General features: G+C 59.3%; 20 protein-coding genes, 1 tRNA gene and 1 pseudogene. 11 read left to right on the forward strand and 11 right to left on the reverse strand.

Annotated elements, in window-relative coordinates; genetic code table 11:
• Positions 1-23 precede the first annotated feature (23 nt).
• From G4D79_RS16200 to G4D79_RS16210, 3 genes are read right to left on the reverse strand one after another with little or no spacing between them, the layout of a single operon-like run.
• Positions 24-755 carry a DUF6226 family protein gene (locus G4D79_RS16200; protein ID WP_235867991.1) on the reverse strand — a complete coding sequence of 244 codons (732 nt, stop codon included), beginning with the start codon at positions 753-755 and terminating at the stop codon, positions 24-26.
• A 29-nt stretch (positions 756-784) separates the two neighbouring features.
• Positions 785-1,108 (reverse strand): hypothetical protein, encoded by a 324-nt coding sequence (locus G4D79_RS16205; protein ID WP_021344742.1) that lies wholly within the window; start codon positions 1,106-1,108, stop codon positions 785-787.
• A 26-nt stretch (positions 1,109-1,134) separates the two neighbouring features.
• Positions 1,135-1,293, reverse strand: coding sequence for a hypothetical protein (locus G4D79_RS16210; RefSeq protein ID WP_003945304.1), 159 nt, complete (start codon positions 1,291-1,293; stop codon positions 1,135-1,137).
• 94 nt (positions 1,294-1,387) lie between these two features.
• On the opposite strand from G4D79_RS16210, the gene G4D79_RS16215 reads away from it, so the two are divergent.
• The gene (locus tag G4D79_RS16215; RefSeq protein ID WP_143542728.1) at positions 1,388-1,879 is read left to right on the forward strand and encodes a Hin recombinase; all 492 of its coding nucleotides are present in this window, start codon (positions 1,388-1,390) and stop codon (positions 1,877-1,879) included.
• An 819-nt stretch (positions 1,880-2,698) separates the two neighbouring features.
• Here G4D79_RS16215 and G4D79_RS16220 read toward each other — a convergent pair.
• The 5 genes from G4D79_RS16220 to G4D79_RS16240 form a co-directional block, all read right to left on the reverse strand.
• The gene (locus tag G4D79_RS16220) at positions 2,699-4,453 is read right to left on the reverse strand and encodes a UvrD-helicase domain-containing protein (protein ID WP_099699115.1); all 1,755 of its coding nucleotides are present in this window, start codon (positions 4,451-4,453) and stop codon (positions 2,699-2,701) included.
• Positions 4,446-6,407 carry an ATP-dependent endonuclease gene (locus G4D79_RS16225; protein ID WP_180279736.1) on the reverse strand — a complete coding sequence of 654 codons (1,962 nt, stop codon included), beginning with the start codon at positions 6,405-6,407 and terminating at the stop codon, positions 4,446-4,448. Before G4D79_RS16225 ends, G4D79_RS16220 begins: the two co-directional genes overlap by 8 nt.
• A gap of 316 nt (positions 6,408-6,723) precedes the next feature.
• Complete coding sequence (locus G4D79_RS16230) at positions 6,724-8,205, reverse strand: hypothetical protein (protein ID WP_099699117.1); 1,482 nt, start codon at positions 8,203-8,205, stop codon at positions 6,724-6,726.
• A gap of 472 nt (positions 8,206-8,677) precedes the next feature.
• On the reverse strand, positions 8,678-8,824 hold the full coding sequence (locus G4D79_RS16235) for a hypothetical protein (protein ID WP_235868073.1): 147 nt from the start codon (positions 8,822-8,824) through the stop codon (positions 8,678-8,680).
• 269 nt (positions 8,825-9,093) lie between these two features.
• Complete coding sequence (locus G4D79_RS16240) at positions 9,094-9,309, reverse strand: helix-turn-helix domain-containing protein (RefSeq protein WP_099699119.1); 216 nt, start codon at positions 9,307-9,309, stop codon at positions 9,094-9,096.
• Between the two features lie 296 nt (positions 9,310-9,605).
• Between G4D79_RS16240 and G4D79_RS34550 the strand changes: the two are divergent.
• Positions 9,606-9,917: pseudogene (locus G4D79_RS34550) on the forward strand (GNAT family N-acetyltransferase); the annotation flags it as partial.
• A gap of 341 nt (positions 9,918-10,258) precedes the next feature.
• Here G4D79_RS34550 and G4D79_RS16250 read toward each other — a convergent pair.
• Positions 10,259-10,334 (reverse strand) — tRNA-Arg (locus tag G4D79_RS16250).
• A 97-nt stretch (positions 10,335-10,431) separates the two neighbouring features.
• Here G4D79_RS16250 and G4D79_RS16255 point away from each other — a divergent pair.
• Both G4D79_RS16255 and ssb read left to right on the forward strand, forming a co-directional pair.
• Complete coding sequence (locus G4D79_RS16255; protein WP_099699153.1) at positions 10,432-12,567, forward strand: cytochrome c oxidase assembly protein; 2,136 nt, start codon at positions 10,432-10,434, stop codon at positions 12,565-12,567.
• 182 nt (positions 12,568-12,749) lie between these two features.
• On the forward strand, positions 12,750-13,163 hold the full coding sequence (ssb, locus tag G4D79_RS16260) for a single-stranded DNA-binding protein (protein WP_007733347.1): 414 nt from the start codon (positions 12,750-12,752) through the stop codon (positions 13,161-13,163).
• 4 nt (positions 13,164-13,167) lie between these two features.
• Here the strand turns inward: ssb and G4D79_RS16265 are convergent, their stop codons facing one another.
• Positions 13,168-13,626: a MarR family winged helix-turn-helix transcriptional regulator gene (locus G4D79_RS16265; protein ID WP_003945320.1), complete on the reverse strand. Its 459-nt coding sequence runs from the start codon at positions 13,624-13,626 to the stop codon at positions 13,168-13,170.
• Between the two features lie 106 nt (positions 13,627-13,732).
• Here G4D79_RS16265 and G4D79_RS16270 point away from each other — a divergent pair, with 106 nt between their 5' ends.
• The 7 genes from G4D79_RS16270 (at position 13,733) to G4D79_RS16300 (ending at position 25,136) form a co-directional block, all read left to right on the forward strand.
• Positions 13,733-15,550 (forward strand): ABC transporter ATP-binding protein, encoded by a 1,818-nt coding sequence (locus G4D79_RS16270; protein WP_054801009.1) that lies wholly within the window; start codon positions 13,733-13,735, stop codon positions 15,548-15,550.
• A 95-nt stretch (positions 15,551-15,645) separates the two neighbouring features.
• The gene (locus tag G4D79_RS16275; protein ID WP_214514246.1) at positions 15,646-16,824 is read left to right on the forward strand and encodes an acyl-CoA dehydrogenase family protein; all 1,179 of its coding nucleotides are present in this window, start codon (positions 15,646-15,648) and stop codon (positions 16,822-16,824) included.
• A gap of 166 nt (positions 16,825-16,990) precedes the next feature.
• Positions 16,991-18,670 (forward strand): energy-dependent translational throttle protein EttA, encoded by a 1,680-nt coding sequence (gene ettA / locus G4D79_RS16280; RefSeq protein ID WP_007730925.1) that lies wholly within the window; start codon positions 16,991-16,993, stop codon positions 18,668-18,670.
• 4 nt (positions 18,671-18,674) lie between these two features.
• Entirely contained in the window at positions 18,675-19,094 is a 420-nt protein-coding gene (locus tag G4D79_RS16285) for a thioesterase family protein (RefSeq protein ID WP_003944475.1), read from the forward strand.
• Between the two features lie 99 nt (positions 19,095-19,193).
• Complete coding sequence (locus tag G4D79_RS16290; RefSeq protein WP_099698196.1) at positions 19,194-24,041, forward strand: NAD-glutamate dehydrogenase; 4,848 nt, start codon at positions 19,194-19,196, stop codon at positions 24,039-24,041.
• Positions 24,038-24,457 carry a thioesterase family protein gene (locus G4D79_RS16295; protein WP_003944573.1) on the forward strand — a complete coding sequence of 140 codons (420 nt, stop codon included), beginning with the start codon at positions 24,038-24,040 and terminating at the stop codon, positions 24,455-24,457. The genes G4D79_RS16290 and G4D79_RS16295 overlap by 4 nt, the downstream gene beginning before the upstream one ends.
• Positions 24,450-25,136 carry a hypothetical protein gene (locus tag G4D79_RS16300; protein WP_099698197.1) on the forward strand — a complete coding sequence of 229 codons (687 nt, stop codon included), beginning with the start codon at positions 24,450-24,452 and terminating at the stop codon, positions 25,134-25,136. The genes G4D79_RS16295 and G4D79_RS16300 overlap by 8 nt, the downstream gene beginning before the upstream one ends.
• A 28-nt stretch (positions 25,137-25,164) precedes the next feature.
• Here G4D79_RS16300 and G4D79_RS16305 read toward each other — a convergent pair whose 3' ends face one another.
• Positions 25,165-26,763, reverse strand: coding sequence for a glycoside hydrolase family 13 protein (locus G4D79_RS16305; protein WP_099698198.1), 1,599 nt, complete (start codon positions 26,761-26,763; stop codon positions 25,165-25,167).
• Positions 26,764-26,862: the final 99 nt, after the last annotated feature.

Below are 26,862 nucleotides of genomic sequence, written 5' to 3' on the forward strand. Positions count from 1 at the left end.
CGGGATCAGGGCTCAGCGCCTGCTCATCTTGTAGACGCGAACGAGCGTGCCGTCCAATTCGGGGGCCACGGTGCCGCAGTGAAAGCTGTGGGTTCGTCGAGGTACTGGACCCCGTGCCTTCCGCCGTGAAAAGAAGTTTGAATCGAATAACAGGCGGCTGTGACGTCGACTTCGAGGGAACCGTCGACCACTGACAACACCCAGGTGTCGAATTCTTCGAGCAGTACAGCGGACCCCCTGTCGCATCCGTCGCAGGCACAGTCAGGAATGGACGCCATCGCCACAGGCGGGTTGCCCGCGGCGATCGTGACATTGAACGGGTGGGCGCTGTCGACCGGAGTGTGCGTGGTCAGCACGAGCGGAACCGCACCGTCACTCGAAGGCTCCAAAACGGTGTCGGCCCCGCCGGACTCCAAGGGACGGAGCGCCCATCGCACAGGCGGTACTTCTCGTGCCCAGCCGCGATCGACGAGGACCTTTGTCCACGCTCGAGCTCTTGCCACCACGATCAGGAACTTCTCCGGATCGGTACAACGCTCGTACGAGTCCTTGCGGGGTTGGACGTGGCCGCTGTATGGGCTCAGCCACCCTGGTGTCTGCGCGCCCGTGATGGCGAACGCGGCAGCGACGTCATCGAGTAGGTCGCATAGTTCGCGAGAGAGCCTGGAATCGTCTTCGCTCCAGCCATTTTCGCGGGCGGAGAGGACGTTGTTGTTGTAAGTCTCCCACCACGGCCTCGTCGGGTCCGTAATCATGACGGCAACGCTACTGGCAACTCTGACGATCAGTCTCCGATATATCCGGTCTCCGGGTTGACCTTGCTGAGGAAGTCGCGGATCGACGCACGGTGTTCATCGATAGTTTCGGGCTGAATTTCGTTCGATGGACTGTTCGCTCGGTCGAGGACACTGTAGTAGGAAACACGGTGAAAACTGGAAAACCCGTACCCCTCGTTCGGCCCCGATTTCCAGTCGTAGTCGGACGCGCCCGGCTCCCCGGGGCGGACCGTCACCGTGAAGATTTCTCCATCGACTTCCAGCGTGAATGGCCCATCATCTGCGATCGGACGGCTTTCACATGTCGACTCGTCCTGTTCCTCGAACGTCATGTGTCGACCCTGTCACAAGGGAAGGGCTACAACGATTGGTCGGGCCCGGTCAACGAGGCGGGACCGGTAGTCGGTTGGTGTGCGCCGGTGAACCGCTCGACGACGGATACAACGACGATCGCGAGTGCCAGGATTCCAACGGTCCGGGCGAGTGACTTCAGCGTCTTCGGGAGTGCCTTCTTCATGCGAGGCAGATTACTGCGGGCGACCCGCGATTTGTGGCCTACGTTTCGGACCGTATCGCGATCGCTCTGCGTGGAGGTCGATCATTGACGCAGTGTGGCCATTCGTGATGCAAATCTTGTGGTGCGCCTTCGTGAATCTCTTTCACGTAAGGATGCCCTGTTAGCGGCCCTCGCTCGGCAGGTTGAGATACCCGCTTCACCGGCCCCGCATAGCGAAGAACTGCTGCTCAAGGCGGACGAACGTAGCTATCGGCCTCAGCGTCGGCTGAGCGAATTCGAGGTGGAGTCGCTGGTGTCGGAGTACGAAGGAGGCAAAACTGCCCCAGAGGTGGCCGAGCAGTTCGGGGTCCACCGGCAGACCATTGCTCGCCTTCTGGCGAGCAGGGGCGTAGCGACGCGTTCGCGTGCTCGGATCGATACGAATTTGCTAGCAGAGCTAGCGTGGCACTACGAGCGCGGGAGGTCGACCATCGAGCTGGGACGGCAGTACGGCCTTGCTGCGAGCAGTGTCGGCAAAGCCCTGAAGAAGTCGGGTTTGACACTTCGTCAGCCAAAGTTCAACCGGTGGATGGCACGAGACGAGTAGGCGCGATCACGCAGCGTGGCTGTCGGCATTCTCGCTCCCGTGCTCGGTCGTCGTGGTGTCCGTCGCGAGAGTGACGAGAACCTTGGCCAACTGGTGAAGGTCTGGCTCTAAACCTCTGCGTTCGTCCAATAGTTCGAACGCAGATTCTATATGGGCTGTACCTGCGTGAATCGTTGCAACGCGGGCAAACGCATTTGCCCCTGCTTGGCCCGCGCTTCTTCACGATGTGAGTCCGGGCGAGGTGGGAAGCCTAAACTCAGAGCAAGGGCCGCCGACGGGGCATGCAAGTCCGGCCTAGATGCGAGCTATTTTGGCTAGACCCACACGAGTCAGGTGTGGCGAATCGGCCGCTGAAAGTTGATTGCTGGCCTCCCGGTCTGACCAGCGCGGATCTCCCGGCCTGGTCGCCGCCGCAAAGCCATCACCTACCGCGGAACAGTAGAACGACATTTTACAGTCTTCGAGCCGACTACGGGTTATCAGGTAACGCCCAGATCTAATCCCGCCAGCTCAAACCTTACCGGTGCTGCCTGGGAGCCACTGATCGTCGGATTGTCGGTAGTCACGTGTAGCATCTTGGTCGGTTGGGGGTACCCGACTAGTCAGTCGATGGAGGTACCAATCTTCAGTTCTCTTTTAAGAACACGATCATCGAGCATCGCGTGGTCGTTAAGGGAGCTTGCATAGATGCGGTAAGATTTCTACGTGCTCTGCATTGCACTCTGCGGTCTCTATCCGAATGCAGGATTGTATGGGGATTGTCATAGTAGCAACATGGCAGATGTTGGTGATTAGGGAGCTGCAACGCGGTTACAGTCTCTAAAACGCATCCTGGATCTTGCCGTCAAGCATCTGAATATATCTCATCGGGACCGAATCCTTGTCTAGTCGGCTCAGTACCTTATCGAGGTGTGACTCGTGAACTGCGAGCATAAGTAGCTTCTGCGCTCGAGTGGCTCCGACGTATAGAACACGACGCGGTTCGCCATCTCGATCTTCGTGCCATAGACAAACGCCCGACTGGTCACTGGTTCGCGACTCGTAGTCCTCTGCAACTATCATAGTTACAAACTCCTGTTGCAGGCCCTTATAGCTATGGATAGTTCCGTATTCGAGTGCCGACTTCCGTCTCCAAGAGGGTATGGAGGGCCATCTGTCACCTTTCGGAATTGTAAGGCTTCCGACCCAATCGAACGAGTTTGAGAGGAGCGCCTCCGTTAAATTGTTCTTGAACGATGAGGGCTTTTTATCGAAAGTCGTCGCCGTTGCAATGCGAAGAACTGAAGTTCGAAACTGTCTCTCGGAAAGCCCAATTTCTTCCAAAAATTCAATCAGCCCGAGGTCCTTTAGCTCTTTCTTCGCAGATTCATGAAGAATATTGGCAAGACCATGCAGAGCCGTTTGTCGTAGTTTTGCATCAGTCTCCTCATGAAGACACCGAATCCATGATGCGATGCGGACAAGTTTGCTTGTTGAGTTCAGTTCTGAAGTACTGCCGCCCGCAGCACTACGCACAGTATTCCAACTATGCGACAGGACGACAGTCTGGTCGCGCCGGTATCCCTCACTAGTCATGAGAAGCTCGATGCACGGAGCGATCGTTTTTAGGTCGGAGTACCCGAATACATATACTGGGGTCTTGCTATCCCTGTTCGGTCCGCGGGGAATATCAGTTGTCACGCTACTTGCACGCAGACTGTCCGCTATCGCGCATATAGCTGGCGTACTCCGAAAGTTTCCATCTAGTCGTTTTCCAGCAGGAGCTAGGGTAGTTAAATTTAGAGAGGACGAATTTACTTCTCGACGGAATTCGTAGATTGCCTGATCTGGATCCCCGACCAGAACAATCATGACACCGGCCTCATTGAACAGTTGCAGCAGATTGAGATCGTCACTTGAGCAATCTTGCACTTCATCGACAATCACCTCACTAAACCGACTACCGAGGAGAGTCACCAGTTTGGAGCGATCAGAAGAATCGGCAAGGATTGCGGCGGCAGCTTGCCGGGACGCTTCAGCGCTGTAGTAGCCGCGCATTATAAGTGTCTTTCTGACACGCGTTGCCTCAACTTCGAATTTTGATCGCTGAACAAAATTGAGATCTTGGATCTCTTTCTTCAACATATATGGAGCGGTTCGGCCATGTAGAGTTGATGTGCCGTTTGACTCGAAGTCGAACCAATCTAATGAGAAAACTCCACGGTTTCCCCTCAGCTGTACGGTTGCATTTGGAAGCTGTGACCAAGTGTCAACGAAGTGGGGGCGCACTTCTTGTCGAGATGTCACGAATGGAGTAACAACGAATCGATTCAGGAATTTATCGATCGTACCGACGAAGTTTGGTGCCGCAAGGAGGCCGGGGTCTTTAGAGCAGCGGACTTTTGCCTCATCGGCTGCTGCATTCGTGAAAGATAGCAGCGCAACGCCTTTACGTGGATGCATGTTTGGTCTAACGGCGAAGCGCTCAGCGATAGTTTGAGTCTTTCCCGCTCCAGGGCAGGCCTCAACTCGGATGGATCCGACGTGCTTTATCAGTTTCGTCTGACTATCGGTGAAGTCCAAGCTGTTATTCATCTGATGCAGTCTCTGAGCCAATGGCAAACCGAACCGCCTCCGCAAGATATTCTGGACATTGATATGTTCCTGGCTTCTCCAGCGCAATGGCGAAGTCGTGAGCAAACTGCCCTTTGCTGATGAATTTTTGAATAGTTTGCAGGCACACGTAAAACTCTCGCGGAGGATCGGAAGACTCGATGATAGTAGCTATTCTCTTTTGTGAACCAGTCTTCTGGGCTAGAAAAGCGGCGCTGAATACGTCCTTGTTTTTTTCGGCAGGATCGAGTAAGTCCGCTTCGAGTGTATGAGGTGCTTCAGCAATATGTACGATTGTACTAGCTCCGAGCTCATCAACGATTTTTTGTAGCGACGAAGCGCGGTTATAGGTAACTGCTTCATCTGCTTCATCATCATCGTCCGGTGTCGCCGATTTCGTACCGTCTTCCTGATTGTTTTTAGGTTTGTAGCCAGACTTTCTCTTCTTTTCCTCTTCTGTAAGCAAAGGATCCGCATCTGTCACAATAACCAGTCGCTCAACAAGTCGGCAGCCATTTACTTCCTGCAGCAAAAGGCGGATGTAGGGTTCGAAATCTACCATGCCAATATTGATGAGTGATACGCCACGAAATCTCCGTTGCTGCTCCTTCTCTATCTTCTCATCTTCGTCTTTCAGGATGATATTTCGCGCGAGTGCGGGGATGATGATTTGTTCAGCGATCCCTTCAACTAAGATCACGTGGCGAGCAAATAGTAGTTCAGCGCGGGTTACATCGAGATACTGATTTATTTTCCGCTTAGCCTTGGCATCTTCACCCAAAGTAATTCTAGCTAGAGGCAATGTCTTTGTCGCATGCGACGTGACAATTTTACCGGCTTCGTCAGTGGCTACCTGAGACTGGACGACGACGACAGGATCGAGGCCGGCGCTGCTTGCCAGGTTGGGCGAATGCGTAGTGGCGATAATCTGAATTCTGCCTGCCGGACCATCACTGTCATCTTTGACCGAACTCCGAGCTTGGTCTCTGAGGTAATCGAGGAGGACCGACTGTAATTGTGGGTGGAGATGTGCTTCCGGCTCCTCCACTAAAAATAGAGTTAGTTCAGATTCGTCTGCATTACTCAGTTCAAGGACGACAGATGCCAGAAAGAGCAGATTTGCGTACCCAAGCCCAGAGTTCGCGAGATCAGATGGAGCGACTAAGTGCTCGTTCATCTTGAGTCGTAGGCTGCGCGCTAAGCGTGCAAGCTTTATCGTGTCAAAAGAAACTGTGACGAATTGTTTGCGAACTGCATCGGTAAGAAGTGTCAGCTCGTTCTGCAGGTTGTCATTGGTCTCGGTAATGGCTTCATGGGTTTCTAGTTGTGCATACTTTGTTTTCGCAGAATCTATGAAGTCATCGCGAACCTCGGGCTTAATGAGGGTCTCCATGATCATGGACAGACGGTTTCCTGTTGCGGAGTCAAGTTCTCGATTTGCATCACGTAGGGGAGCTAAGTAGACATGGTTGATTTGATCCCTCTTGTTTGGCTCGGAGTCTGGCATACCGACCTTACCCGCTAGATTCTCAACCCGAGATTGACGGGGGTTTGCCTTGTCGTAGGTGTACTTGGTGCTATAAGTAGCCGTGCCATCGATGACATCCATTGCGCCAATGTAATGAGCCTTTTGAAATTCTGAAAGATTTGAATATTGAAGCTTTATATTGATTGGAGTGTCCGGTCGACTTTCCGAGACATCCTCACCCTCGAAGTACCGAGTTCTTCGCTTACTGAGTGGGGTAGTTGCTAGGCGAAGTGCCTCAATGATATTCGACTTTCCTGCGTTGTTCTCACCAACGAGTATGGTTACGTCACTCCGGAATTCAATCGAGGTATCGATACATGAACGGAAGTTGTCTATTTGCAAGGATTTCAAGAACATCGCACTATGGCTGGCGTTCGCTATCTGGGGCTCATCAGCTGTATTTACCATTACTTTAATTTTACCAGTCTCTGCGCTATATGAACGATGACAAATTGACAACGGCTCTGGTACGTCTGTGCAGGGGTCGCTCCGCTGTTCTTGATACGACGAAACCATGTACCGGTGACATCAACCCTTCCGCTACTTCAAACACTATTTACACTGGTCAGCACGCTAAAACAGACCGTACAGTAGGGGTCTGACATGTACCGGTGATAGTAAAAAGATCAGCGCATTGCCGCGCTGACCTCTGCAAACGTTCGAGCACTCGAACGTGCGTTCTATTTTTTTGGTACTCTGCGCGGGTGATAACACTCGTGCCCACCTAAACCAAGGGATCGAGCATGACGTACATCCGCCGAGCTGTGCGTATTGCATGATTCGGGACGGGTCGATCAAGACCTTTTTGTTCCAAGAACGTCTGTAGCCGTGGAGGTGGCGTGCTACTAGCGCAAACAGCACGCCAGAAGGTCATTAGCTGGACAATATTCGAATGGCGGAATTCTGCGAGTCCCTCCAGAAGCTCAAGATCCGCGAACGTAAGGATGGATGGTGGGAGCACATTGGGTGAAAACTCTTTGAACATCTCATGCGAGTGCTGGGAGATATCGAAGTCGACCATCTCTGTGTTGGGGAGACCCCCATTGGGTACAATGACCGTTGGTATAAAGCAAGTGTTTGCGCCCAGTCCTGTGTCCCCAAAGCTGCGTTCACGCAAGAACCTTATCGTTGACGCCAGTTGCTTGAACTTTCCCTTCAAGAAGATCCGCGTAACGTCGTCCCAATACTCGACTTCATCGGCAAGACCTTGAGCGAGCTTGAAATTCTGAGTGTGATTAGTTGCATCAATAACTAGGCAGGACGGCCCGGAGGCGACCGCCCAGTCGCATACTGAGGGAGTAAGCCCCTTTTTATCGGTCCATGCGTCCTGCATGTCTTGTTCGTGTACAACTGAAATGGTCTTCGCCCACGGTGGCACCGGAAATGCAGCTATGCGCTCCAGGGTGTTGCTGACTAATCGTTCAAACACGTCATTCATCGCGGATTTCAATTGATTGGCGTGGGCATTCTTACCTGCTTCCTTGAAGGATGCCCATGCTTGCATGTACACGTGCTCGCCAAAGAAGCGATCAGCCGCCCACTGCCTACGCAGCTGGATGACCGTGCGATCGTCGATCCGAAGGAACGGGAACTGGGTAAAAGTATAGCGCTGATTCTCGGTGGCCCCGCGCAGCCGATCCTTGGCAAGCAGCTTTCTATACTCTTGGATGGGCAACGACATTGTGCGGAACAAGTTGTCAATCGCCGCGGGCTTTGCTCCGCTGCTAGCAAGCTCTTCCCGGGTCACTGTGGCCAGCTTCTGGCGCCTGTCCTCGACCAAGACCTTCCCAAGTTTAAACATTTCCAACAGAGGGACACCTACTGCACCCTGGTAGGCATGTTCAGGACTTTCGCCTATTAACTCGTGAGGTGTCTTGTCGGGCCAGGGATGTAGCCACGTATCAGATGCGGTGGCGACAACACTCTCGACAACCAGAGACGAATTTGACTGAAGTCGCGCAACTTCGACTAGCGTGATCTCTCGCATCCGGCGTCGAAGCTCGTCGGTGTCAATTTCGTCGAACTCCTTTGCGACTCGCTTTTTCTCAGCTTCGGAGGGGTTCGACGATGTGAAGTACGGTGACTTGTCATGCTCGGAGTTTATGCTCAGCACAAGCTCAACCAGCATTTTGTTGTCGAAGGTTTCAGTATGCAGCTCGGCGTCCAGCGAACAGAATTCAATAATCTCGCGGATCAGTTGGGTCATCGAGGCTGGAGATAACACAGAGCGGCCTGTTCGATGAATAGTTCTTAGCCGCTCAGCCCATGGCGACTCAAGGCTTCGCATGATAGCTGCTTCGAATGGACGGGTAGTCTGGCTCAAAAGGGAATCGTCAAATCTGGAGTAAAGGGCTACGGCAACTGGCAGCGCCTCCAGAATTCCACACCTCTGCAGAATCGTAGCTCTGTCTTCAACCTCAAGTGGCTGTAGGCCTAGCTCGGACGCGACTATAGTGACGGGACCAGAGACCGGGGTGGCCGGACTGGCATCGTGAGCCGACGCAGTGGGTGCCGCTATCGTCTTCGGCCTCTTTGGTGGCCTGGATTTACTTTTTCGTCCTTTGCTCTTCGGCAACAGGCACTCTTTCACTCGTCGGTCGGTATCTACAGGTCTGCTTCCGAAGTCCGAAAGGTGCGGTGCGTCCACGACCGGATGAACGCACCGCCGAACTCACGAGCTACTTCTTCTTCGAGGGCTTCGCCTGAGCCAACGCGCTTGCCGCGATGCTCTTCGTCCGTGCGAACGAACGACCGTCGCTCAACGCTGCGGACGCCGCTTTGGCCACCTTCGGGCTCGTGACCTTATTCGAACTTTTGCCTGCCATCTCTCTTGCCTCGTCCCCCTCCGCTGTGGGACATGTCATCTATGTCGAGCACTTCCCCAGGCAAAGTCTTCCCCAATGCCCACGATCTCGATATGACATCCATGTGCTGCAGTCCAACCGGTCTTCGACGTTAGCCTTCCGTGTGTAAGGCGACGGTTGCGCAGGGAGACGAAACGGTCGGCCGATGGTCAATCATCGACAATCAAGTATCTGTCGACACCAGTCGAGCACTCGCTTCGACACGCCGACGCGAATGGGTGAGTGCGTGCCTACGGATCACGAAGTAGGGAAATGGGCTCCACCTTGAGGACCTCGGCGATTTTCTCAAGCGTTTGCAAGGTCAGGTTCCGCTCGCCGCGTTCCACTCCGCCCATGTAGGTCCGGTGTACGCCCATAACGTCCGCGAACGTCTCCTGGCTATAGCCGCGTTCCAGGCGGTACCTGCGCAGATTGCGCCCCACGACCTTCTGCAGCTCACCTTCCATGACAACCCGATACGCTTCCGGGTTGCTACTTGTAGGTCTACATACTTATAAGTAGCATTGCGGCTTCGGAGACGGTTGGAGAAGCGGTGGTCGTAAGTCAGGTGACCCTTGTTGCCCTAGCGTCGGCAATCGTGCCCGCTATCGTTTCCGCAAGTGAGAATTGGGAGGAACTCGCCCAATTCGGACCGCAATACTGGCGACTGAGAAGCGAGGCGGAACTTCAGCGCAAAATCGACGCGACAGCCGGCCCGGTGCCGGCGACCGAGTAGACCTTCGTTCTCCAGGTCGAGGGTGGCCGCTTGGTAGGTGAGTGTTCAGTGCATGGCATCGATTGGCGAAACAGACTGGCGCAGGTGGGGATTTGCGTCTGGAATCCAGACGACCGAAGGAAGGGTTTCGGAAAGGTCGGCGTCGAGTTTGCGCAAGCGTGGGCATTCGACCACCTCGGACTTCAGAGGCTTGAGGCTTGGATCGTGAAGGGCACCGACGCCTCGCAAGCACTGTTCGCGCATCTAAACTGGGCGCACGAGGCAACGCTGCGGTCGCGCTACCTCCATGCTGGCATTCATCTCGATGTCCATGTTCTCGCGACACTCGTAGGCGAGTAGACCGTGAAACCTATAACGATCTATGCGCTGACCTGCAATTTTGATACAATAGCCGTAAGCAATGGCAAATAATCAACCCTCATCGCTGGCCGTGCGACTCCGCAAAACAAAAGCAGCCTTACTTGTTGCGGGCCTGACGTTGACGGGTGTCCTCTTGATTGCCACGAATGGTTGGCTGTCTGGCCTCGATCTTGGCGCATGGAACTGGCTGCACTCTGTCCCATTCGGCGAACTCGGTGGAACGCTGTTCGGTGCTGGCTCTAAACTTCTGACATCCAGGCGGGCTAACCTAACCACGCAAAAATCTGCGCCTCTAGGCGCAGGTTTGAATGTGACTACTTTGGTGCCCCCGGCAGGATTCGAACCTGCGACCAAGAGATTAGAAGGCTCTTGCTCTATCCCCTGAGCTACGGAGGCGCGTGGAACATCATACTCGAGGGTTCGGGATGTGACGCGCGCCGCCCAACTCCGACGCGTTGTCGTAGTCGGTTCGCGAAGGTCCTACCCTTGAGGTATGGCTACACCCGACCTCGCGCCGACAGATTCCCCACCGGAGTCCACTCCGCACAGCGGTGCACCCGCTTCTTCGACCGCCATATTCGTGGTCAGTGGACTCATCGCAGGGCTCACCGCAGCCATTGTGGTGGGATTCTCCGCGTCGCAGGCACTGACTCTTCTGGGCATCCCGGATCCAGGCCCGATCACCACGTACGGCCTGCCCGCGATGCGGGCACTGGGGGAGATCGCCGCGGTCATCGCGATCGGGTCACTGCTGCTGGCCGCGTTCTTCGTGCCGCCGCAGAAGTCGGGCGTCCTCGACGTCGACGGTTATCGCGCCGTCCGAACCGCGTCGCACGCCGCGATCGTGTGGGCGATCTGTTCGTTCATGATGGTGCCTCTGACGCTTTCCGACACGTCGGGTCAGCCGTTTGCCGAAGCCGTCAAACCGGCGAACCTGTGGTCGGGACTCGATCAGGTCGAGATCGCCGGCGCTTGGCGTTGGACGGCCATCATCGCGGTTGTTCTGGCGATCCTGGCCCGACTGACACTGCGCTGGTGGTGGACTCCGCTCCTGCTGCTGATCGGTCTCCTCGGACTGATGCCGCTCGCTCTCACCGGTCACTCGTCTTCCGGCGGCTCGCATGACATCGCCACCAACAGCCTGATCCTGCACCTCGTGGCGGCTTCGCTCTGGGCCGGCGGCCTGTTCGCGCTATTGGCACACGCCCGACGTGGTGGCGATTACACCGACGTCGCCGCCCGACGCTTTTCGACGGTCGCATCCATCTGCTTCGTCGTCATGGGATTCAGCGGCGTCATCAACGCGATTGTCCGTCTGCCTCTCGACGACGTACTCACCACGACGTATGGACGATTGATCGTCGCGAAAACAGTTGCACTGATCATCCTCGGGTTCTTCGGTTGGGCTCAGCGGAGTCGGGCGCTACCGGCGCTGGCGGAGAACCCCAAGAGTCGCTCTGCCCTGATTCGATTTGCCGGCGCTGAAGGCATCGTGATGGCGGCAACCATCGGCCTCGCGATCGGCCTCGGTCGCACCCCGCCGCCCCCTCCGCTGTCGATTCCCTCGATCCCCGAGGTCGAACTCGGTTACAACCTTCCGGACCCGCCGTCGTTCATGGCCTTCGTGACGGACTGGCGATTCGACCTCATGTTCGGCACCGCCGCCGTTGCTGCGGCGATTCTGTACGGAATCGGCCTGCGCAAGCTGGCCAAGCGTGGGGATTCCTGGCCTGTCGGCCGAACCATCGCCTGGATGAGCGGTTGTGCGGTGCTCCTGATCGCCACGTCGTCGGGCGTCGGCAAATACGCACCGGCAGTCTTCAGCGTTCACATGGGTGCTCACATGGCGCTGTCGATGTTGGGACCAGTCCTGCTGGTTCTGGGTGCGCCGATCACTTTGGCTCTGCGGGCCCTGGATCCGGCAGGCAAGGACGGCGTGCCCGGCATTCGCGAGTGGATTCTGACCGCGCTGCACAGCCCGTTCTCGCGATTCATCACTCACCCGATCGTGGCGGCAGTTCTCTTTGTCGGCGGTTTCTACGCGCTGTATCTCGGCGGAATCTACGGTGCGACGGTCGACTCGCACAGCGCTCACCTGCTGATGAACCTGCACTTCATCCTCAGCGGCTATCTCTTCTACTGGGTGGCGATCGGAATCGACCCGTCACCACGCCAATTGCAGCCGGTGACCAAGCTGGCAATGGTCTTCGGCTCGCTTCCGTTCCACGCCTTCTTCGGCGTGGCATTGATGAGCACTACCGCCGTCATGGGCGGCGCGTACTTCCGTTCGCTCGGCCTCGGCTGGAACAACGACCTGATCGGCGATCAGCAGCTGGGCGGCAGCATCGCGTGGGCGACCGGCGAGATCCCGCTCATGGTGGTCATGCTCGCGCTACTGGTTCAGTGGTCGCGCAGCGATGGCAGGACAGCGCGCCGAACCGACCGTGCGGCCGAGCGTGACCACGACGCCGACCTCGCTGCTCACAACGCTATGTTCGCCGAATTGGCCAGGCGGGACCGCGAGGGGTGGAAACCGCGTGAGGCTGCTGACGCGGAGACTGCAAGCGAGGACTCTGCGGACGAGACACCCAGCGAGAAGAAATCCGACGAATCCTCCACTAGCACTTAGCTCCGACACTGCCCGGGCCGTTTGGCTCGGGCAGTGCTGTTTCTCCACAGCTGTTCCACCGATGCACAGGTGGAAATCGAAGATCCCGAGCCACGCGTTTGTCGTTCCACAATCGAAACTGCCGACGCAATGATCGGCCCCGCGGCAGTTGGCGGGTTCTGGAGTTCGAAGGGGGATCGGACATGTACGAAACGCATGCAACGGTTGTCGGAACCGTCATCACCAATCCGGTGAAGCGGCAGACCACCAATGGCGAAGAGGTGCTGAGCTTTCGGATGGCGAGCAACACGCGTCGCAAAGACGCGGTGACCGGAGAGTGGACGGACGGAGCGACCCTCTATCTCACGGTGAGTTGCTGGCGGCGGTTGGTCACCGGCGTCGGCGCATCCATCATGAAGGGTGATCCGGTCATGGTGGCGGGGGAGTTGCGCACCAACGAGTACACGACCAAAGAGGGTGTGCCTCGTTCCGATCTCGAGCTACGGGCGACTGCGGTAGGCGCGGACCTTGCTCGTTGCATCTCGAAGATCGAGCGTCAGAGTAAGCCGACGTCGGCGGAGAATGTCGAGGACGCAGTCGACACCGTCGCTGCGTGAGGACTCAGACCGAAGGTTTCGGGCAGTCGCGGGGCCGCGAGTCGTGCCCCGCGTCCACTCGCTCGAGAAGTTCGGTGAGAGTTGCTCGCTCCGATTCGTCGAGGTCGTCGAACACATCCGAAGATTCGCGTCGTTGAGCTTTTGCGACGTCGGCAGCGAGGGTAGCGCCGGCGTCGGTGAGCTCGAGTAACACGGCTCGCCGATCGTTCGGATCGGGAGTGCGGCGCACCCATCCGGCCTCTTCGAGGGAATCCACGACGTCGGTCGCCGACCGCGGAACGATGCGCAATCGCTCGGCAAGAAACCCGAGTCGAACCGGCTCGCCCACTCGGGTCAGTACTCGCAGCGCTCGGCTTTGCGACGGCGAGAGACCGAATGGTTCCAGCGCTGCCACCTGACGTCGGCGGATGAGCCGTGCCACGGACATCACGACGTCGGTGAGTTCGCGCTCTCGGGAATGCATGGCGTCAGTCTAGCGTTGTTGGTGTCAGCCTCATAGTGAGGTAACCTCATCAATATGAAACTAGGGTGAGAAAGCCTCCAGGAGGTAGAACGTGAAACCAGATCACATGCGAAACATCGAACGATCCGCTGTCGAGATCACTCCGGCGGAATCCGTACCGGCAAAACGCGTACTCGGACTGTTTGCGCCGTATCGAACTCAGATCGCCATCGTCACCGCGGTCATCACACTCAGCGCGATCGTGGCGCTGGGCAGCCCGCTGCTCCTACGCGAAATGCTCGACAAGGCGATCCCGGACAAGAACCTCGGACTCGTGAGCGTTCTGGCCATCGGCATGATCGCCATTGCCGTGATCACGAGCTGTCTCGGCGTGGCACAGACCTGGATGTCCAACAGCATCGGCCAGAAACTGATGCACCAACTGCGCGTGCGGGTCTACTCGCATCTGCAGAATCAGTCGCTCGGATTCTTCGCTCGAACCCGAACCGGAGAAGTTCAGTCGCGTATTGCCAACGACATCGGCGGTATGCAGTCGGTGGTCACCAACACGGCAACATCCATCGCGCAGAATGCAACGACCGTGGCAGCCACCATTGTTGCTCTGTTCCTTCTGGATTGGCGGCTTGCCATCTTCTCGCTGGCGATCTTGCCGGTGTTCATCCGTATCGCACGCAAGATCGGTGACGAGCGCCGCAAGATCTCGGGTAAGCGGCAGAAGCTACTCAGTGATCTGTCGGTCCAGGTGGAGGAATCTCTCTCCGTCAGTGGCATTCTCCTCGGCAAGACGACCGGCGCGAAGTCGGCTCTGACGGATCGATTCACCGAGCGTTCAGCGGAAGTCGCAGACGTCGAACTCCGGGCCATGATGGCCGGCAAGTGGCGCATGGCGACCATGTCGATCACCTTCGCAGCCATGCCTGCACTGGTCTACTGGTTTGCCGGTTTCACTCTCGATCACGGCAACACCATCACCGTCGGCACCCTCGTCGCATTCACCACGCTGCAAACACAATTGTTCCGCCCCACCATGATGCTGCTCAACACGGGCGTCGAGGTGCAGAGCTCGATGGCACTGTTCAGTCGCGTGTTCGAGTACCTGGATCTGCCGATCGACATCGCGGATCCGGAAGAGTCGAAGAGCTTCGACCGCACCAAGATGTCCGGCGAACTTCGGTTCGACCACGTCGACTTCTCGTATCCAGGAACCGACAGCAAGACCCTCGACAACATCGACCTCACGGTCCCGGCCGGCGGAACCTTGGCGCTTGTCGGCTCCACGGGTTCGGGCAAGACCACTCTCGGATACTTGGCCGCACGTCTGTACGACCCGACTGCGGGATCGGTGAGAATCGACGACGTCGATCTGCGGGACCTCGATCTGGCGACGGTCTCCGACCTGGTAGGTGTGGTGTCGCAGGAGACGTATCTCTTCCACACGACGATTCGTGAGAACCTTCGGTTCGCGAAACCCGACGCCACGGACGCCGAGATCGAGCAGGCAGCGCGCATCGCGCAGATCCACGAGTTCATTTCCGGTCTCGACGACGGGTACGACACCATGGTCGGCGAGCGCGGCTACCGATTCTCCGGCGGTGAGAAACAGCGCATAGCGATCGCGCGCACAGTCCTGCGGAATCCGCCGATCCTTGTCCTCGACGAGGCGACGAGCGCCTTGGACAATCGCACTGAACGTGCGTTGCAGGACGCGCTCGACGAGCTGATGGTCGGACGCACCACTCTTGTTGTGGCACACCGACTCTCCACGGTTCGAGATGCGGATCTCATCGCGGTCCTCGACCAGGGCGTGGTTGTGGAAAAGGGCACCCACGACGAACTTGTGCAACAAGGTGGGCGATACGCACAGTTGCTTGCGGCCTCGGGTAGCGACGCCGTCGAACTCCCGTCGGAACTGCAGACCGTGTGAGTGTAAGAAATGTCGGCCATTTCACTTCCGCAAGTTTCTAGAACGTGTTCTACTTTAATGGTCGTTGATCGACTATCAGTGGAGGCGGAAAGATCATGGGTCAGGTTCTGGACAACATTTCACAGTTCGCCGACGAGATCCGCGCCGACGGAGTCGAGGGCGACAAGCTGATGCGCTTGACGGACGGCAGCGCGAAGCGCTTGCGCGACTCCGGCGTCATCCGGATGTTCCAGCCGAAGGAGTTCGGTGGCCTCGAGGCGCATCCGCGTGAATTCGCCGAGACGGCAATGGCTATCGGCGCGATGGACGGTGCCACGGGCTGGGTCAGCGGCATCGTCGGTGTGCATCCGTGGGAGCTTGCGTTCTTCGACCGCAAGGCTCAGGAAGAGGTGTGGGGAACCGATCCCGATACGTGGATGGCGTCGCCGTATGCGCCGATGGGCGTGGCGAGGCCGGTCGAGGGTGGGTACATCCTCAACGGTCGTTGGTCGTTCTCCTCGGGTACCGATCATTGTGACTGGATCATGATCGGCGCGATGGTCGGTGACGAGTCCGGCAAGCCGTTGATGCCGCCGAAGCACCTGCACGTACTGCTGCCGCGTTCCGATTACGACATCGACCAGGACAGCTGGAATGTCGTGGGCCTGCGCGGAACCGGGTCGAAGGATCTGATCGTCAAGGACGCATTCCTGCCGACGTACCGCACCATCGACGCCGGAAAGGTGTACGACGGGACGGCGTGGAAGGAAGCGGGTCGTACGGAGACGTTGTACAAGTTCCCGTTCTCGTGCATTTTCCCGTTGGGGATCACCTCGTCGTTGATCGGTATCGCCGAGGGTGCGTTGGCGTGCAACATGGCGGCGCAGCGTGAGCGTGTGACGGTCAGTGGTGTTCCGATCAAGGAAGATCCGTACGTGCTGTTCGCGATCGGTGAGGCGGCGGCCGAGATCGCTGCTTCTCGGGCTGCGATCTTGGAGACGGTGGATCGTTTCTGGGACATGACGGAGAAGGGGCAGGAAGTTTCGTTCGAGCTTCGTGCGATCGGTCGGCGTACGCAGACTGCTGCGGCGTGGCGGGCGGTGCGTGCGGTGGACGAGATCTTTGCTCGTTCCGGTGGTGGGGCTTTGCAGTTGAGCACGCCGATGCAGCGGTTCTGGCGTGATGCGCATGCCGGTCTCGCGCATGCGATTCATGTGCCTGGCTCCATCTTCCATGCGTCGACGCTCTCGCAGCTCGGCGGCGAACCGCAGGGCATCCACAGGGCAATGATCTGAGCCGTCCTGGGGACACCCGGAGGTGTCCCCATCGCGGTTTTCGTGGGGGTCGATGAGCATGTCGACGAATCTGGTCGATGACCTCGGACTGTCCGCAGAACCCGCATCGGTGTGAGCGCCAACGCGCAATGTGGGTTATAGGACAAACACCGATAGGCTGGCGGTCATGGCTGAGTTCATTTACACGATGAAGAAGGTGCGCAAGGCGCACGGTGACAAGGTCATCCTCGATGACGTCACGATGAGCTTTTACCCCGGCGCGAAGATCGGTGTCGTCGGACCGAACGGCGCTGGTAAATCCAGCATCCTCAAGATCATGGCCGGACTGGACCAGCCGGGCAACGGCGAGGCATTCCTGGCTCCGGGCGCGACCGTCGGCATCCTCATGCAGGAGCCGGAGCTCGACGAGACCAAGACTGTTCGCGAGAACGTCGAGGACGGTCTCGGAGAGACGATGGTCCAGCTCAAGCGGTACAACGAGATCGCCGAGCTGATGGCTACGGATTACTCCGACGAGCTCATGGAAGAGATGGGCGAGCTGCAGGAGAAGCTCGATCACGCAGATGCGTGGGAGATCGACTCGCAGCTCGAGCAGGCTATGGACGCCCTGCGCTGCCCCCCGCCGGAAGAGATGGTCACCCACCTCTCCGGTGGTGAGAAGCGACGCGTTGCGCTCTGCAAGCTGCTGCTGAGCAAGCCCGACCTCCTGCTCCTCGATGAGCCCACCAACCACCTCGACGCCGAATCTGTCCTGTGGCTCGAGCAGCACCTCGCTGCTTACCCCGGCGCAATCCTCGCCGTGACTCACGATCGTTACTTCCTCGATCACGTCGCGCAGTGGATCTGTGAAGTCGACCGCGGACGCCTGTACCCGTACGAGGGCAACTACTCCACCTACCTGGAGCAGAAGGCTGCACGCCTCGAAGTTGCCGGCAAGAAGGATCAGAAGCTGCAGAAGCGCCTCAAGGACGAGCTCGCATGGGTTCGTTCCGGCGCCAAGGCCCGCCAGGCCAAGAACAAGGCTCGTCTCGATCGCTACGAGGAAATGGCGAACGAAGCCGAGAAGACGCGCAAGCTCGACTTCGACGAGATCCAGATCCCGGCACCGCCGCGCCTGGGTGACGTAGTCGTGGAGGTCTCGAACCTCGACAAGGGCTTCGACGGCCGCGTGCTGATCAAGGATCTTTCGTTCACGTTGCCGCGCAACGGAATTGTCGGCGTCATCGGCCCCAACGGCGTCGGTAAGACGACGCTGTTCAAGACCATCGTCGGTCTCGAGGAGCCTGACGCCGGTGAGGTCAAGATCGGTCAGACGGTCAAGCTGAGCTACGTCGACCAGAACCGTTCCGGAATCGACCCCAAGAAGACGGTCTGGGAGACCGTGTCCGACGGGCTCGATTTCATCGTCGTCGGCCAGACCGAGTTCCCCTCGCGCGCGTACATCAGCTCGTTCGGTTTCAAGGGCCACGATCAGCAGAAGCCGGCCGGCGTCCTCTCCGGTGGTGAGCGCAACCGCCTGAACCTGGCGATGACGCTCAAGCAGGGCGGCAACCTGATCCTGCTCGATGAGCCCACCAACGACCTCGACGTCGAAACCCTCGGCTCGCTGGAGAACGCTCTCGAAGAGTTCCCCGGCTGCGCCGTCGTGATCTCGCACGATCGCTGGTTCCTGGACCGGACCTGTACCCACATCCTCGCGTGGGAAGGTGGCTTCGGCGACAACGAGGCAGCTTGGTACTGGTACGAGGGCAACTTCGAGGGCTACGAGGCGAACAAGGTCGAGCGACTCGGCCCCGACGCCGCACGCCCGCACCGCGTGACTCACCGCAAGCTCACCAGGGACTGATCCGGTGTCCGACGTATACACAGCGCAGATCCAGGTCCGGTGGGGCGATTCCGACCGGTTGGGTCACGTCAACAACACGCGTTACGTCGAGTACATGCAGGAAGCGCGCATCCAGTTCCTGGAAGCGAAACTGGCGCCGCTCGGCGGCCGGCCGGGATACCTCGTGGTTCGAAAGATGACCGTCGAGTTCCTCAAGCCGGTCACCGATCGGTCCGGTCCCTTGAATGTGGAGATCTTCACGACTCACGTCGGGACTTCCTCGTTCACGGTTCGGCACGTCATCCGTGACAACGCGGGTGTCGAATGCGCTTTCGGCGACGCGTTGATGGTCGGATTCGACACGGTGTCCGAAAAGTCCAGACCGCTGGCGGACAGCGAACGCGCGGTGCTCGAAGCATCGCTTGTTCAGATGACGACATCGTAGATTTCGTTTCTCAGTTCACCCTAGGTACTGGTTGCCGCGGCTAGTCTCGAGTCAGAGATTGGTCGCGGCGATCAGAACCCACAAGGATGTGAGCCAGGAATGACAGACCGTGTACGGCAGCAGGGCACAGGCCTCGATGAAGCGACGTTGTTGACGCGTCTTCGCGAGGCCTTTTTCACGCATATCGACGAGGGTGACAGCGACGACGTCATCAACGGTCGATCGGATCGAGTCCTGCTCGCGCATCTTGCGCTCGGGAGGAAGCGGACCCCGGGCACGGCCGTATGGCGTGTGTACCGCCCGTCAGGATCCGAGGGTCTCGGCGCTGCCGTCCAGATCGTCACCGACGACATGTCGTTGCTCGTCGAGTCCGTTACCGCGATGCTCAACCGACAAGGTGTGGGAATCAGTCAATTCGCCCATCCGATCCTGACGGTTGAACGCGATGACTCGGGCAATCTGATTTCCTTGGGCGACAGCGGTATCCAAGAATCCTGGATGCACGTCCAGTTGGACTCCGAAGTCGAGGATTCCGCTCTCGATGCGATCGAAGCCCACCTCGGCAAGGTGCTCGCGGACGTCCGCCAGGTGGTTGGTGACACCCCGGACATGAAGGCATTGCAACTGCGCGTTGCCGACGAGTTGGAGAGTGCCGCAGAAACTGCCTCCGGGAGGATCACCCCCGAAGAATTCTCCGACACCGCCCGGCTGCTGCGGTGGATGGCGGACGGAAACTACGCCGTGCTCGGATACCGGCGATTCGAGGGCACGAAGGACGGTTCACGTACGGTAGCCGGCAGTGGGCTCGGCGTGCTGCGCTCCGATGCGGTCACCGAAGGCCCGATGAGTTTGCCTCCCGTCGCAGATCTCCCGGATCGACCGCTTCTGGTCCTGACGCAGGGATCGTTCCCCGCCACGGTGCACCGCGCTGTCTACCCGTACTTCGTGGGTGTCTCGATCCTCGACGACGAGGGAAACATCGTGGGGGAGCACAGATTCCTGGGTGTGTTCACCGTGGTCGCACTCCACGAGAACGTCCTCGCGATTCCTCTGATCGAGCGCCGCGTTCGCGAAGTCATCGCGCGTGCCGGTGTCGACCTGCATTCGTACTCCGGTCAGGCGATGCTCGAGGTCATCCAGTCGTTCCCACGCACCGAGTTGTTCTCGAGCGACGCCGAGACCTTGTTCGAGACCGTCCACGCCGTGCACAGCATCGGGCTGCGTCGACAGGTGCGACTCTTTGTCCGCGAGGACACGTTCGGACGCTTCGTGTCCTGCTTGGTGTATCTACCCCGCGACCGGTACACGACGCGGGTGCGACTGGCGATGCAAAACCTGTTGTGGCGCGAATTCGGACCAGGCACAGTCGATTACACCGCCCGGGTTACCGAGAACGATCTTGCGCTGTTGCACGTGACGATCCGGCGCGATCCGGACAGTGAGCCGGTTCATCTGGATGTCTCCGAGGCCAACCGCGAGCGAGTTCAGGCTCTGTTGACCGAAGTCAGTCGTAGCTGGGACGACCGCATCAACGACCTTGTTCGTGAAAGTCCAGGTGTGGATCCGGAACTGGTGCAGCGGTATTCGCGGGTGCTTCCCGATGGATACAAGGAGGACTTCGAACCGTCACGCGCGTTGGCCGACATCGCCAGACTCGAGGCGTTGGCGCCAGGCGCGATCGACGTACTGCTCTATCGTGCTGTGGACTCCGCGCCCGGTGCCTGGCGCTTCACGCTCTTCGTCGGCGGCGACGGTATCTCGTTGAGCCAGGTGCTACCGGTGCTGCAGTCACTCGGCGTCGAAGTTCTCGACGAGCGGCCGCACGTCGTGCAGCGACTCGACGGCGTTCAGTGCTGGATCTACGATTTCGGATTGTCGGTACCGGCGGATCTTCGGGCGTCGGTCGAGATCGACCTCGATGCGCAGGTGCCGCTCGAGACCAGTACCGCCCCGCTGACCGAGGTCCAGAAGCGATTCACGGCTGCATTCGGTGCAGTCTGGTTCGGCCGGGCAGAAGCTGACCGATTCAACGAGTTGGTGCTGCGGGCCGGAATGTCCTGGCGGCAAGCCGTGGTGCTGCGTGCTTACGCAAAGTATCTGCGCCAGGCCACATTTCCGTACAGTCAGTTCCACATCGAAGGAATCGCGCTTACACACCCGCAGACCGCGTTTGCATTGGTGCAGTTGTTCGAGGCGATGTTCGACCCCGAGAAGCAGGACGACATTCGCGTCGCCGAATTGGACGAGCAGTTGCGTGCGTCCATCGACGAGGTACTCAGCTTGGATGCCGATCGCATTCTGCGTGGAATGTTCTCCTTGGTGAAGGCGACCTTGCGTACCAATTTCTACGTCGTCGACGCCGATGGCCGCTCTCGCGACTACCTGTCGGTCAAGCTCGATCCCTCACGGATCAGCGAGTTGCCCAAGCCGCGGCCGGCTTTCGAGATCTATGTGTACTCACCCGAGGTCGAAGGCGTCCACCTGCGATTCGGCGCAGTCGCGCGCGGCGGGCTCCGCTGGTCCGACCGGCGCGAGGATTTCCGCACCGAGGTGCTCGGCTTGGTGAAGGCTCAGGCCGTCAAGAACGCGGTGATCGTGCCGGTCGGCGCCAAGGGCGGCTTCGTCGTGAAGAATCCGCCTCTGCCGACGGGTGATCCGGCCGTTGATCGAATGGCGACGCTGGAAACCGGCAAGGCCTGCTACACCACGTTCATCTCCGGATTGCTCGACATCACCGACAACGTGCACGCGGCTACCGGCGAAGTTGTGACGCCGGATCGAGTGGTGCGCAAGGACGATCAGGATCGCTACCTGGTGGTCGCCGCGGACAAGGGCACGGCGACGTTCTCGGATCTCGCCAATTCGGTTGCCGCCAAGTACGACTTCTGGCTCGGCGACGCGTTTGCCTCCGGTGGCTCCGTGGGATACGACCACAAGGGCATGGGTATCACCGCTCGCGGCGCCTGGGAAAGCGTCAAGCGGCACTTCCGCGAACTCGGGGTCGACACGCAGACGCAGGATTTCACGACGGTAGGCGTCGGCGACATGAGCGGAGACGTGTTCGGCAACGGAATGCTCCTCAGTCGGCACATCCGTCTGGTGGGCGCGTTCGACCATCGACACATCTTCCTCGATCCGAACCCGGATGCAGCGAGCTCGTTCGTCGAACGTCAACGACTTTTCGAGTTGCCACGGTCGTCATGGGCCGACTACGACAAGAGCCTGATCAGTGAAGGTGGCGGCGTCTGGGACCGCACGGTCAAGTCGGTTCCGATCGCCGAAAGCGTCCGGATCGCACTGGGTCTGGCCGAGGGGGTCACGAAGCTCTCGCCGCCGGAATTGATGCAGGCGATTCTGTCGGCACCGGTGGATCTCCTGTGGAACGGCGGAATCGGTACATACGTCAAAGCGTCGACCGAGACCAATGCGCAGGTTGGCGACAAGAGCAACGACGCCGTGCGTGTCGACGGTCAAGATCTGCGGGTCAAGGTGATCGGGGAGGGCGGCAACCTCGGCGTCACTGCTCTGGGAAGAATCGAGTTCAGCGCCAGCGGCGGTCACATCAACACCGACGCCATCGACAACTCGGCCGGCGTCGACTGCTCCGATCACGAAGTGAACATCAAGATTCTTCTCGATTCGCTCGTGCGTTCGCAGTTACTGCCCACGCAGGAACGGAATCCGTTGCTGGCGTCGATGACCGACGACGTGGCGGCGCTGGTGTTGGCGGACAACATTGCTCAGAACGCGCTGCTCGGAATCTCCCGCGTGACCGCTTCTCAGATGCTCGGTGTTCACCGCCGTCAGTTGACGGATCTGACCAAGGCACGTGGCCTTGACCGGAAACTCGAGGCGTTGCCGACCGACAAGGAGATCGAGCGTCGACTCGAGGCCGGTGTGGGTCTGACGTCGCCGGAATTGGCGACGCTGACGGCGCACGTGAAGCTTTCACTCAAGGACGATCTGCTCGCAACCGAGTTGCCGGACAACGATTTCTTCGCCCAGCAGATCCCGCAGTACTTCCCGACCGCTGTTCGCGATCGGTTCGAAACGGAGATCAAGGCACACCCGTTGCGGCGGCAGATCGTCGCGACGATGCTCGTGAACGAAGTGATCGACAACGGCGGAATCACGTACGCCTACCGCTTGGCCGAGGAGACCGGAGCGAGCAGTACGGACTCGATCCGTGCCTACGCCGCTGTGCGAGAGGTGTTTGCGCTCGACGAGGTGTGGTCGCGAATCCGCTCGGCGGGCGTCAGTGCAGAGATCGAAAACGAGTTGATCGTTGAGTCGTGCCGCTTGCTCGACCGCGCGTCGCGGTGGTTCCTGGCCAATCGGCCCCAGCCGATCGCCGTCGGCGCCGAGGTTGCGCGTTACTCGGCGGCGTATCGGGCTACGGCACCTCTGGTCCCGGGGCTGCTTGCGGGCCATCAACTCGACGATCTGCTGGTGCGGGCTCAATCGGTGATCGATCGCGGGGCTCCGGAAGCGTTGGCGCTGGACGTGTTCCGACTGCTGGATGTCTACTGCCTGCTCGACATCGCGGATATCGCCGACATCGCAGATCACGACATCGCCGAAGTTGCGGAGCTGTACTACGCCTTGGACGCGCATCTGGGAATCGACTGGTTGCTGAGCGCGGTCTCGGGACTCGAGCGCGGCGATCGTTGGCACTCGCTCGCGAGGCTCGCGTTGCGAGACGACCTCTACAGTTCGCTTCGGCAGCTGACGATGGAGGTTCTGGCCGGCGGCGAGCCGGGGGAGTCGCCGCAGGAGAAGATCGACGAATGGGAGTCGACCAACGCCTCGCGTCTGAGCCGGGCGAGGGCAGCTCTCGTCGAGATCTTCGAGTCTGGGACGCTTGACCTCGCGACGCTCTCGGTGGCGGCGCGTCAGGTTCGTAGCATGGTGCGCAGCATGGGCACCCGATCGGAGGTAGGACGTTGAGCGAAGGATTCCACGCCGAAGTTGTGGTTCGGTGGTCCGACATGGATGCCTTCCAGCACATCAACCACGCACGGATGGTGACGTTGCTCGAAGAGGCGCGGATTCCTTGGTTGTTCGAAGACTCGCGCCCGACGGTCACCCTGCGTGACGGGGCCGTGATTGCCGATCTCCATGTGCGGTACCGCGGCCAACTGCGGCACGACGATTCGCCGCTCGACGTCTTCATGTGGGTGGAAAAGGTGCGCGCGGTGGACTTCACCATCGCGTACGAGGTTCGCCCCCGCGGTGCGGATCTCAGTGTCCCGCCGTCCATCGTGGCGTCGACTCAGATCGCGGCCTTCGATATCGACACTCAACGTTTGCGTCGCCTCAGCGGGCCCGAGCGCGAGTACTTGGAGAGCTGGCAACGTGCATGAACGTGTACTGACCGTGCCCGAGGAGGCCGAGCGAAAGAACTTGGCCGGCTTCATCGGTCATGCCTTGCGTTTGGACGAGTCCACGGTCATCCGGATGCGTCGACGCGGAGATGCTCACCTGAGCGTTTGGGCGTCAACGGGTTTCGACGCTCTCGCTACGCGAACCGTGGCGGGCACCATCAACCCTGACGACACCTCGGCTGCCGGCGATCAGTTGCTCTCGGCGGTGGAGCAGGCGACAAGTGAGCTGATCGATCCGGGGTTCGCCATGGATTCGGCGTGGCGTGGGGCGTTGCCGCCGATGGACGGCTTCGAGCACCTGGACGACGTACCCGCCCGGGTGCTGATCGAACTGGCGCAGCGGGGCAACGCCTTGGCACTGGAGCATGGAAGTAGTCACGGTCCGCCGGCGTCGTTGCTCGATCAGGACGTGCTCGAGGTCAGTGGTCCGTCCGGCACGGTCGGGATCTCGATGCGAGTTATTTTTGCCTTGACCGCAATGGGATTCGTTCCGCACACCGGGTCCGAGGCGATGACCGCCGACATCGACCTCGAGCAGATCGACGCCTCGGAACTGGTTCGGGTGCGGGCGAGCAAATCCTGGGTGCGGCTCGATGCACGGTTCGGTTCGGTCTACCGTCACCGCGGTGGTTCGATACCGCTGATGGTCGCACGATAGGAGTTCAGGTGGCGGGTGCGGTGTTCTCTCAGATCAGCCACGCCGCAGCGTTGACGGGTAGTTGACCGTCGACGAGTGGTGCGCTGCTCAACAGTAGCTGCCCGCTCGGCAGCGCGATCGGCACCTCCGTGGTGTTGAGAGCACAGATCAGACCACCGCGTCGACGGAAAGCGAGGCAGCCGGGGGGACTGCCGTACCAATCGATGTCGGCGCCGGAGAACTCAGGCCTGGCGCTACGAAGTTCGAGGGCGGCGCGATACAGCGAGAGCATCGAGTCGACGTCCTCGATCTGCGCCTCCACCGTGAGCGTCGACCACTCGCGTGGCATCGGCAACCAGGTGCTCGCGCCGGTGGTGAATCCGAACGGGGGTTCGCTTCCTTCCCACGGAAGGGGCACTCGGCAGCCGTCGCGTCCTCGCTCGGCATGTCCGGATCGTTCCCAGACCGGGTCCTGTAGTGCCTCGTCGGGCAGTTCGACGTTCGGCAGGCCGAGTTCGGCTCCGTTGTAGATGAAGCTCGCGCCCGGAAGCGCCAGTTCGACGAGGATCATCGCCCGTGCGCGTTGCGTTCCGATCTCACCCCCGCCGTAGCGCGTGACTTCACGTTCGACGTCGTGATTCGACAGCGTCCACGTGGGCACACCCCCGACCTCGGCGACGGCCGCAAGAGAGTTCTCCACGGCCTCCCGGACGGACTCGGCGGAGAATTCGGTTTCTGCAAGTCGGAAGTTGAATCCGAGATGCAGTTCGTCTGGCCGGATGTATTCGCCGAACTTCTGGTTGTCCTTCACCCAGATCTCGCCGACGGTCATCGCCTCCGGGAACTCGTCCATGACCTTGCGGATGCCGCGGTGGATTTCGTGAACTGCCGGGTTGTTGAACCGCGGGTCGTCGTCGGAATTGCGCATGAGCTCGTTGAGCTCCCAGTCGTGGTCCGGCAAGCCGTCGGGCTTGGCCATTCCGTGGGCCACGTCGATGCGGAATCCGTCGATTCCGCGCTCGAGCCAGAAGCGCAGAGTCTTGGCGAGGTCGTCGAAGACCTCGGGGTTGTCCCAGTTCAGGTCGGGCTGTTCCTTGGCGAAGATGTGCAGGTACCACTGGCCGGGTGTTCCGTCGGCTTCGGTGACGCGGGTCCACGCCGGGCCGCCGAAGATGCTCGGCCAGTTGTTCGGCGGTTCGTTGCCGTTCTCACCTTTGCCGTCTCGGAAGATGTAACGGGATCGCTCCGCAGAACCGGGCGCCGACGCCAGGGCTGCCTTGAACCACTCGTGCTGATCACTCGTGTGGTTCGGGACCAGGTCCATCGTGACCTTGATTCCGCGTTCGTGGGCTGACGTGATCAGCGAATCCATCGTCGCCAGATCGCCGAACAGGGGATCGATGTCGCGAGGATCCGAGACGTCGTAGCCGTGGTCTGCCATCGGTGACTTCATCACCGGGCTCAACCAGATTGCATCGATGCCGAGCAGTTCGAGGTAGCCGAGTTTCTCCTCGACTCCGCCGAGGTCGCCGATACCGTCGCTGCCCGAATCGGCAAAAGAACGCGGATAGATCTGATAGAAGACCGCCTCGTTCCACCACGGGGCTTCGGGCCGGCTTACAGAGGACGAATCCGCGGGGGTGCTCACAGCAGTTCATAGTGCCAAACGTCTGGCACTCTCACGACTTGGACACGGCAAAAGCGTGACTCTTTACCTAGCCTTGGTGTACTTTGCATTCACGCGGTG

Origin of the sequence: Rhodococcus sp. WY5, from assembly GCF_018588185.1 — a bacterium.
Taxonomy (GTDB): Bacteria; Actinomycetota; Actinomycetes; order Mycobacteriales; family Mycobacteriaceae; genus Rhodococcus_F; species Rhodococcus_F qingshengii.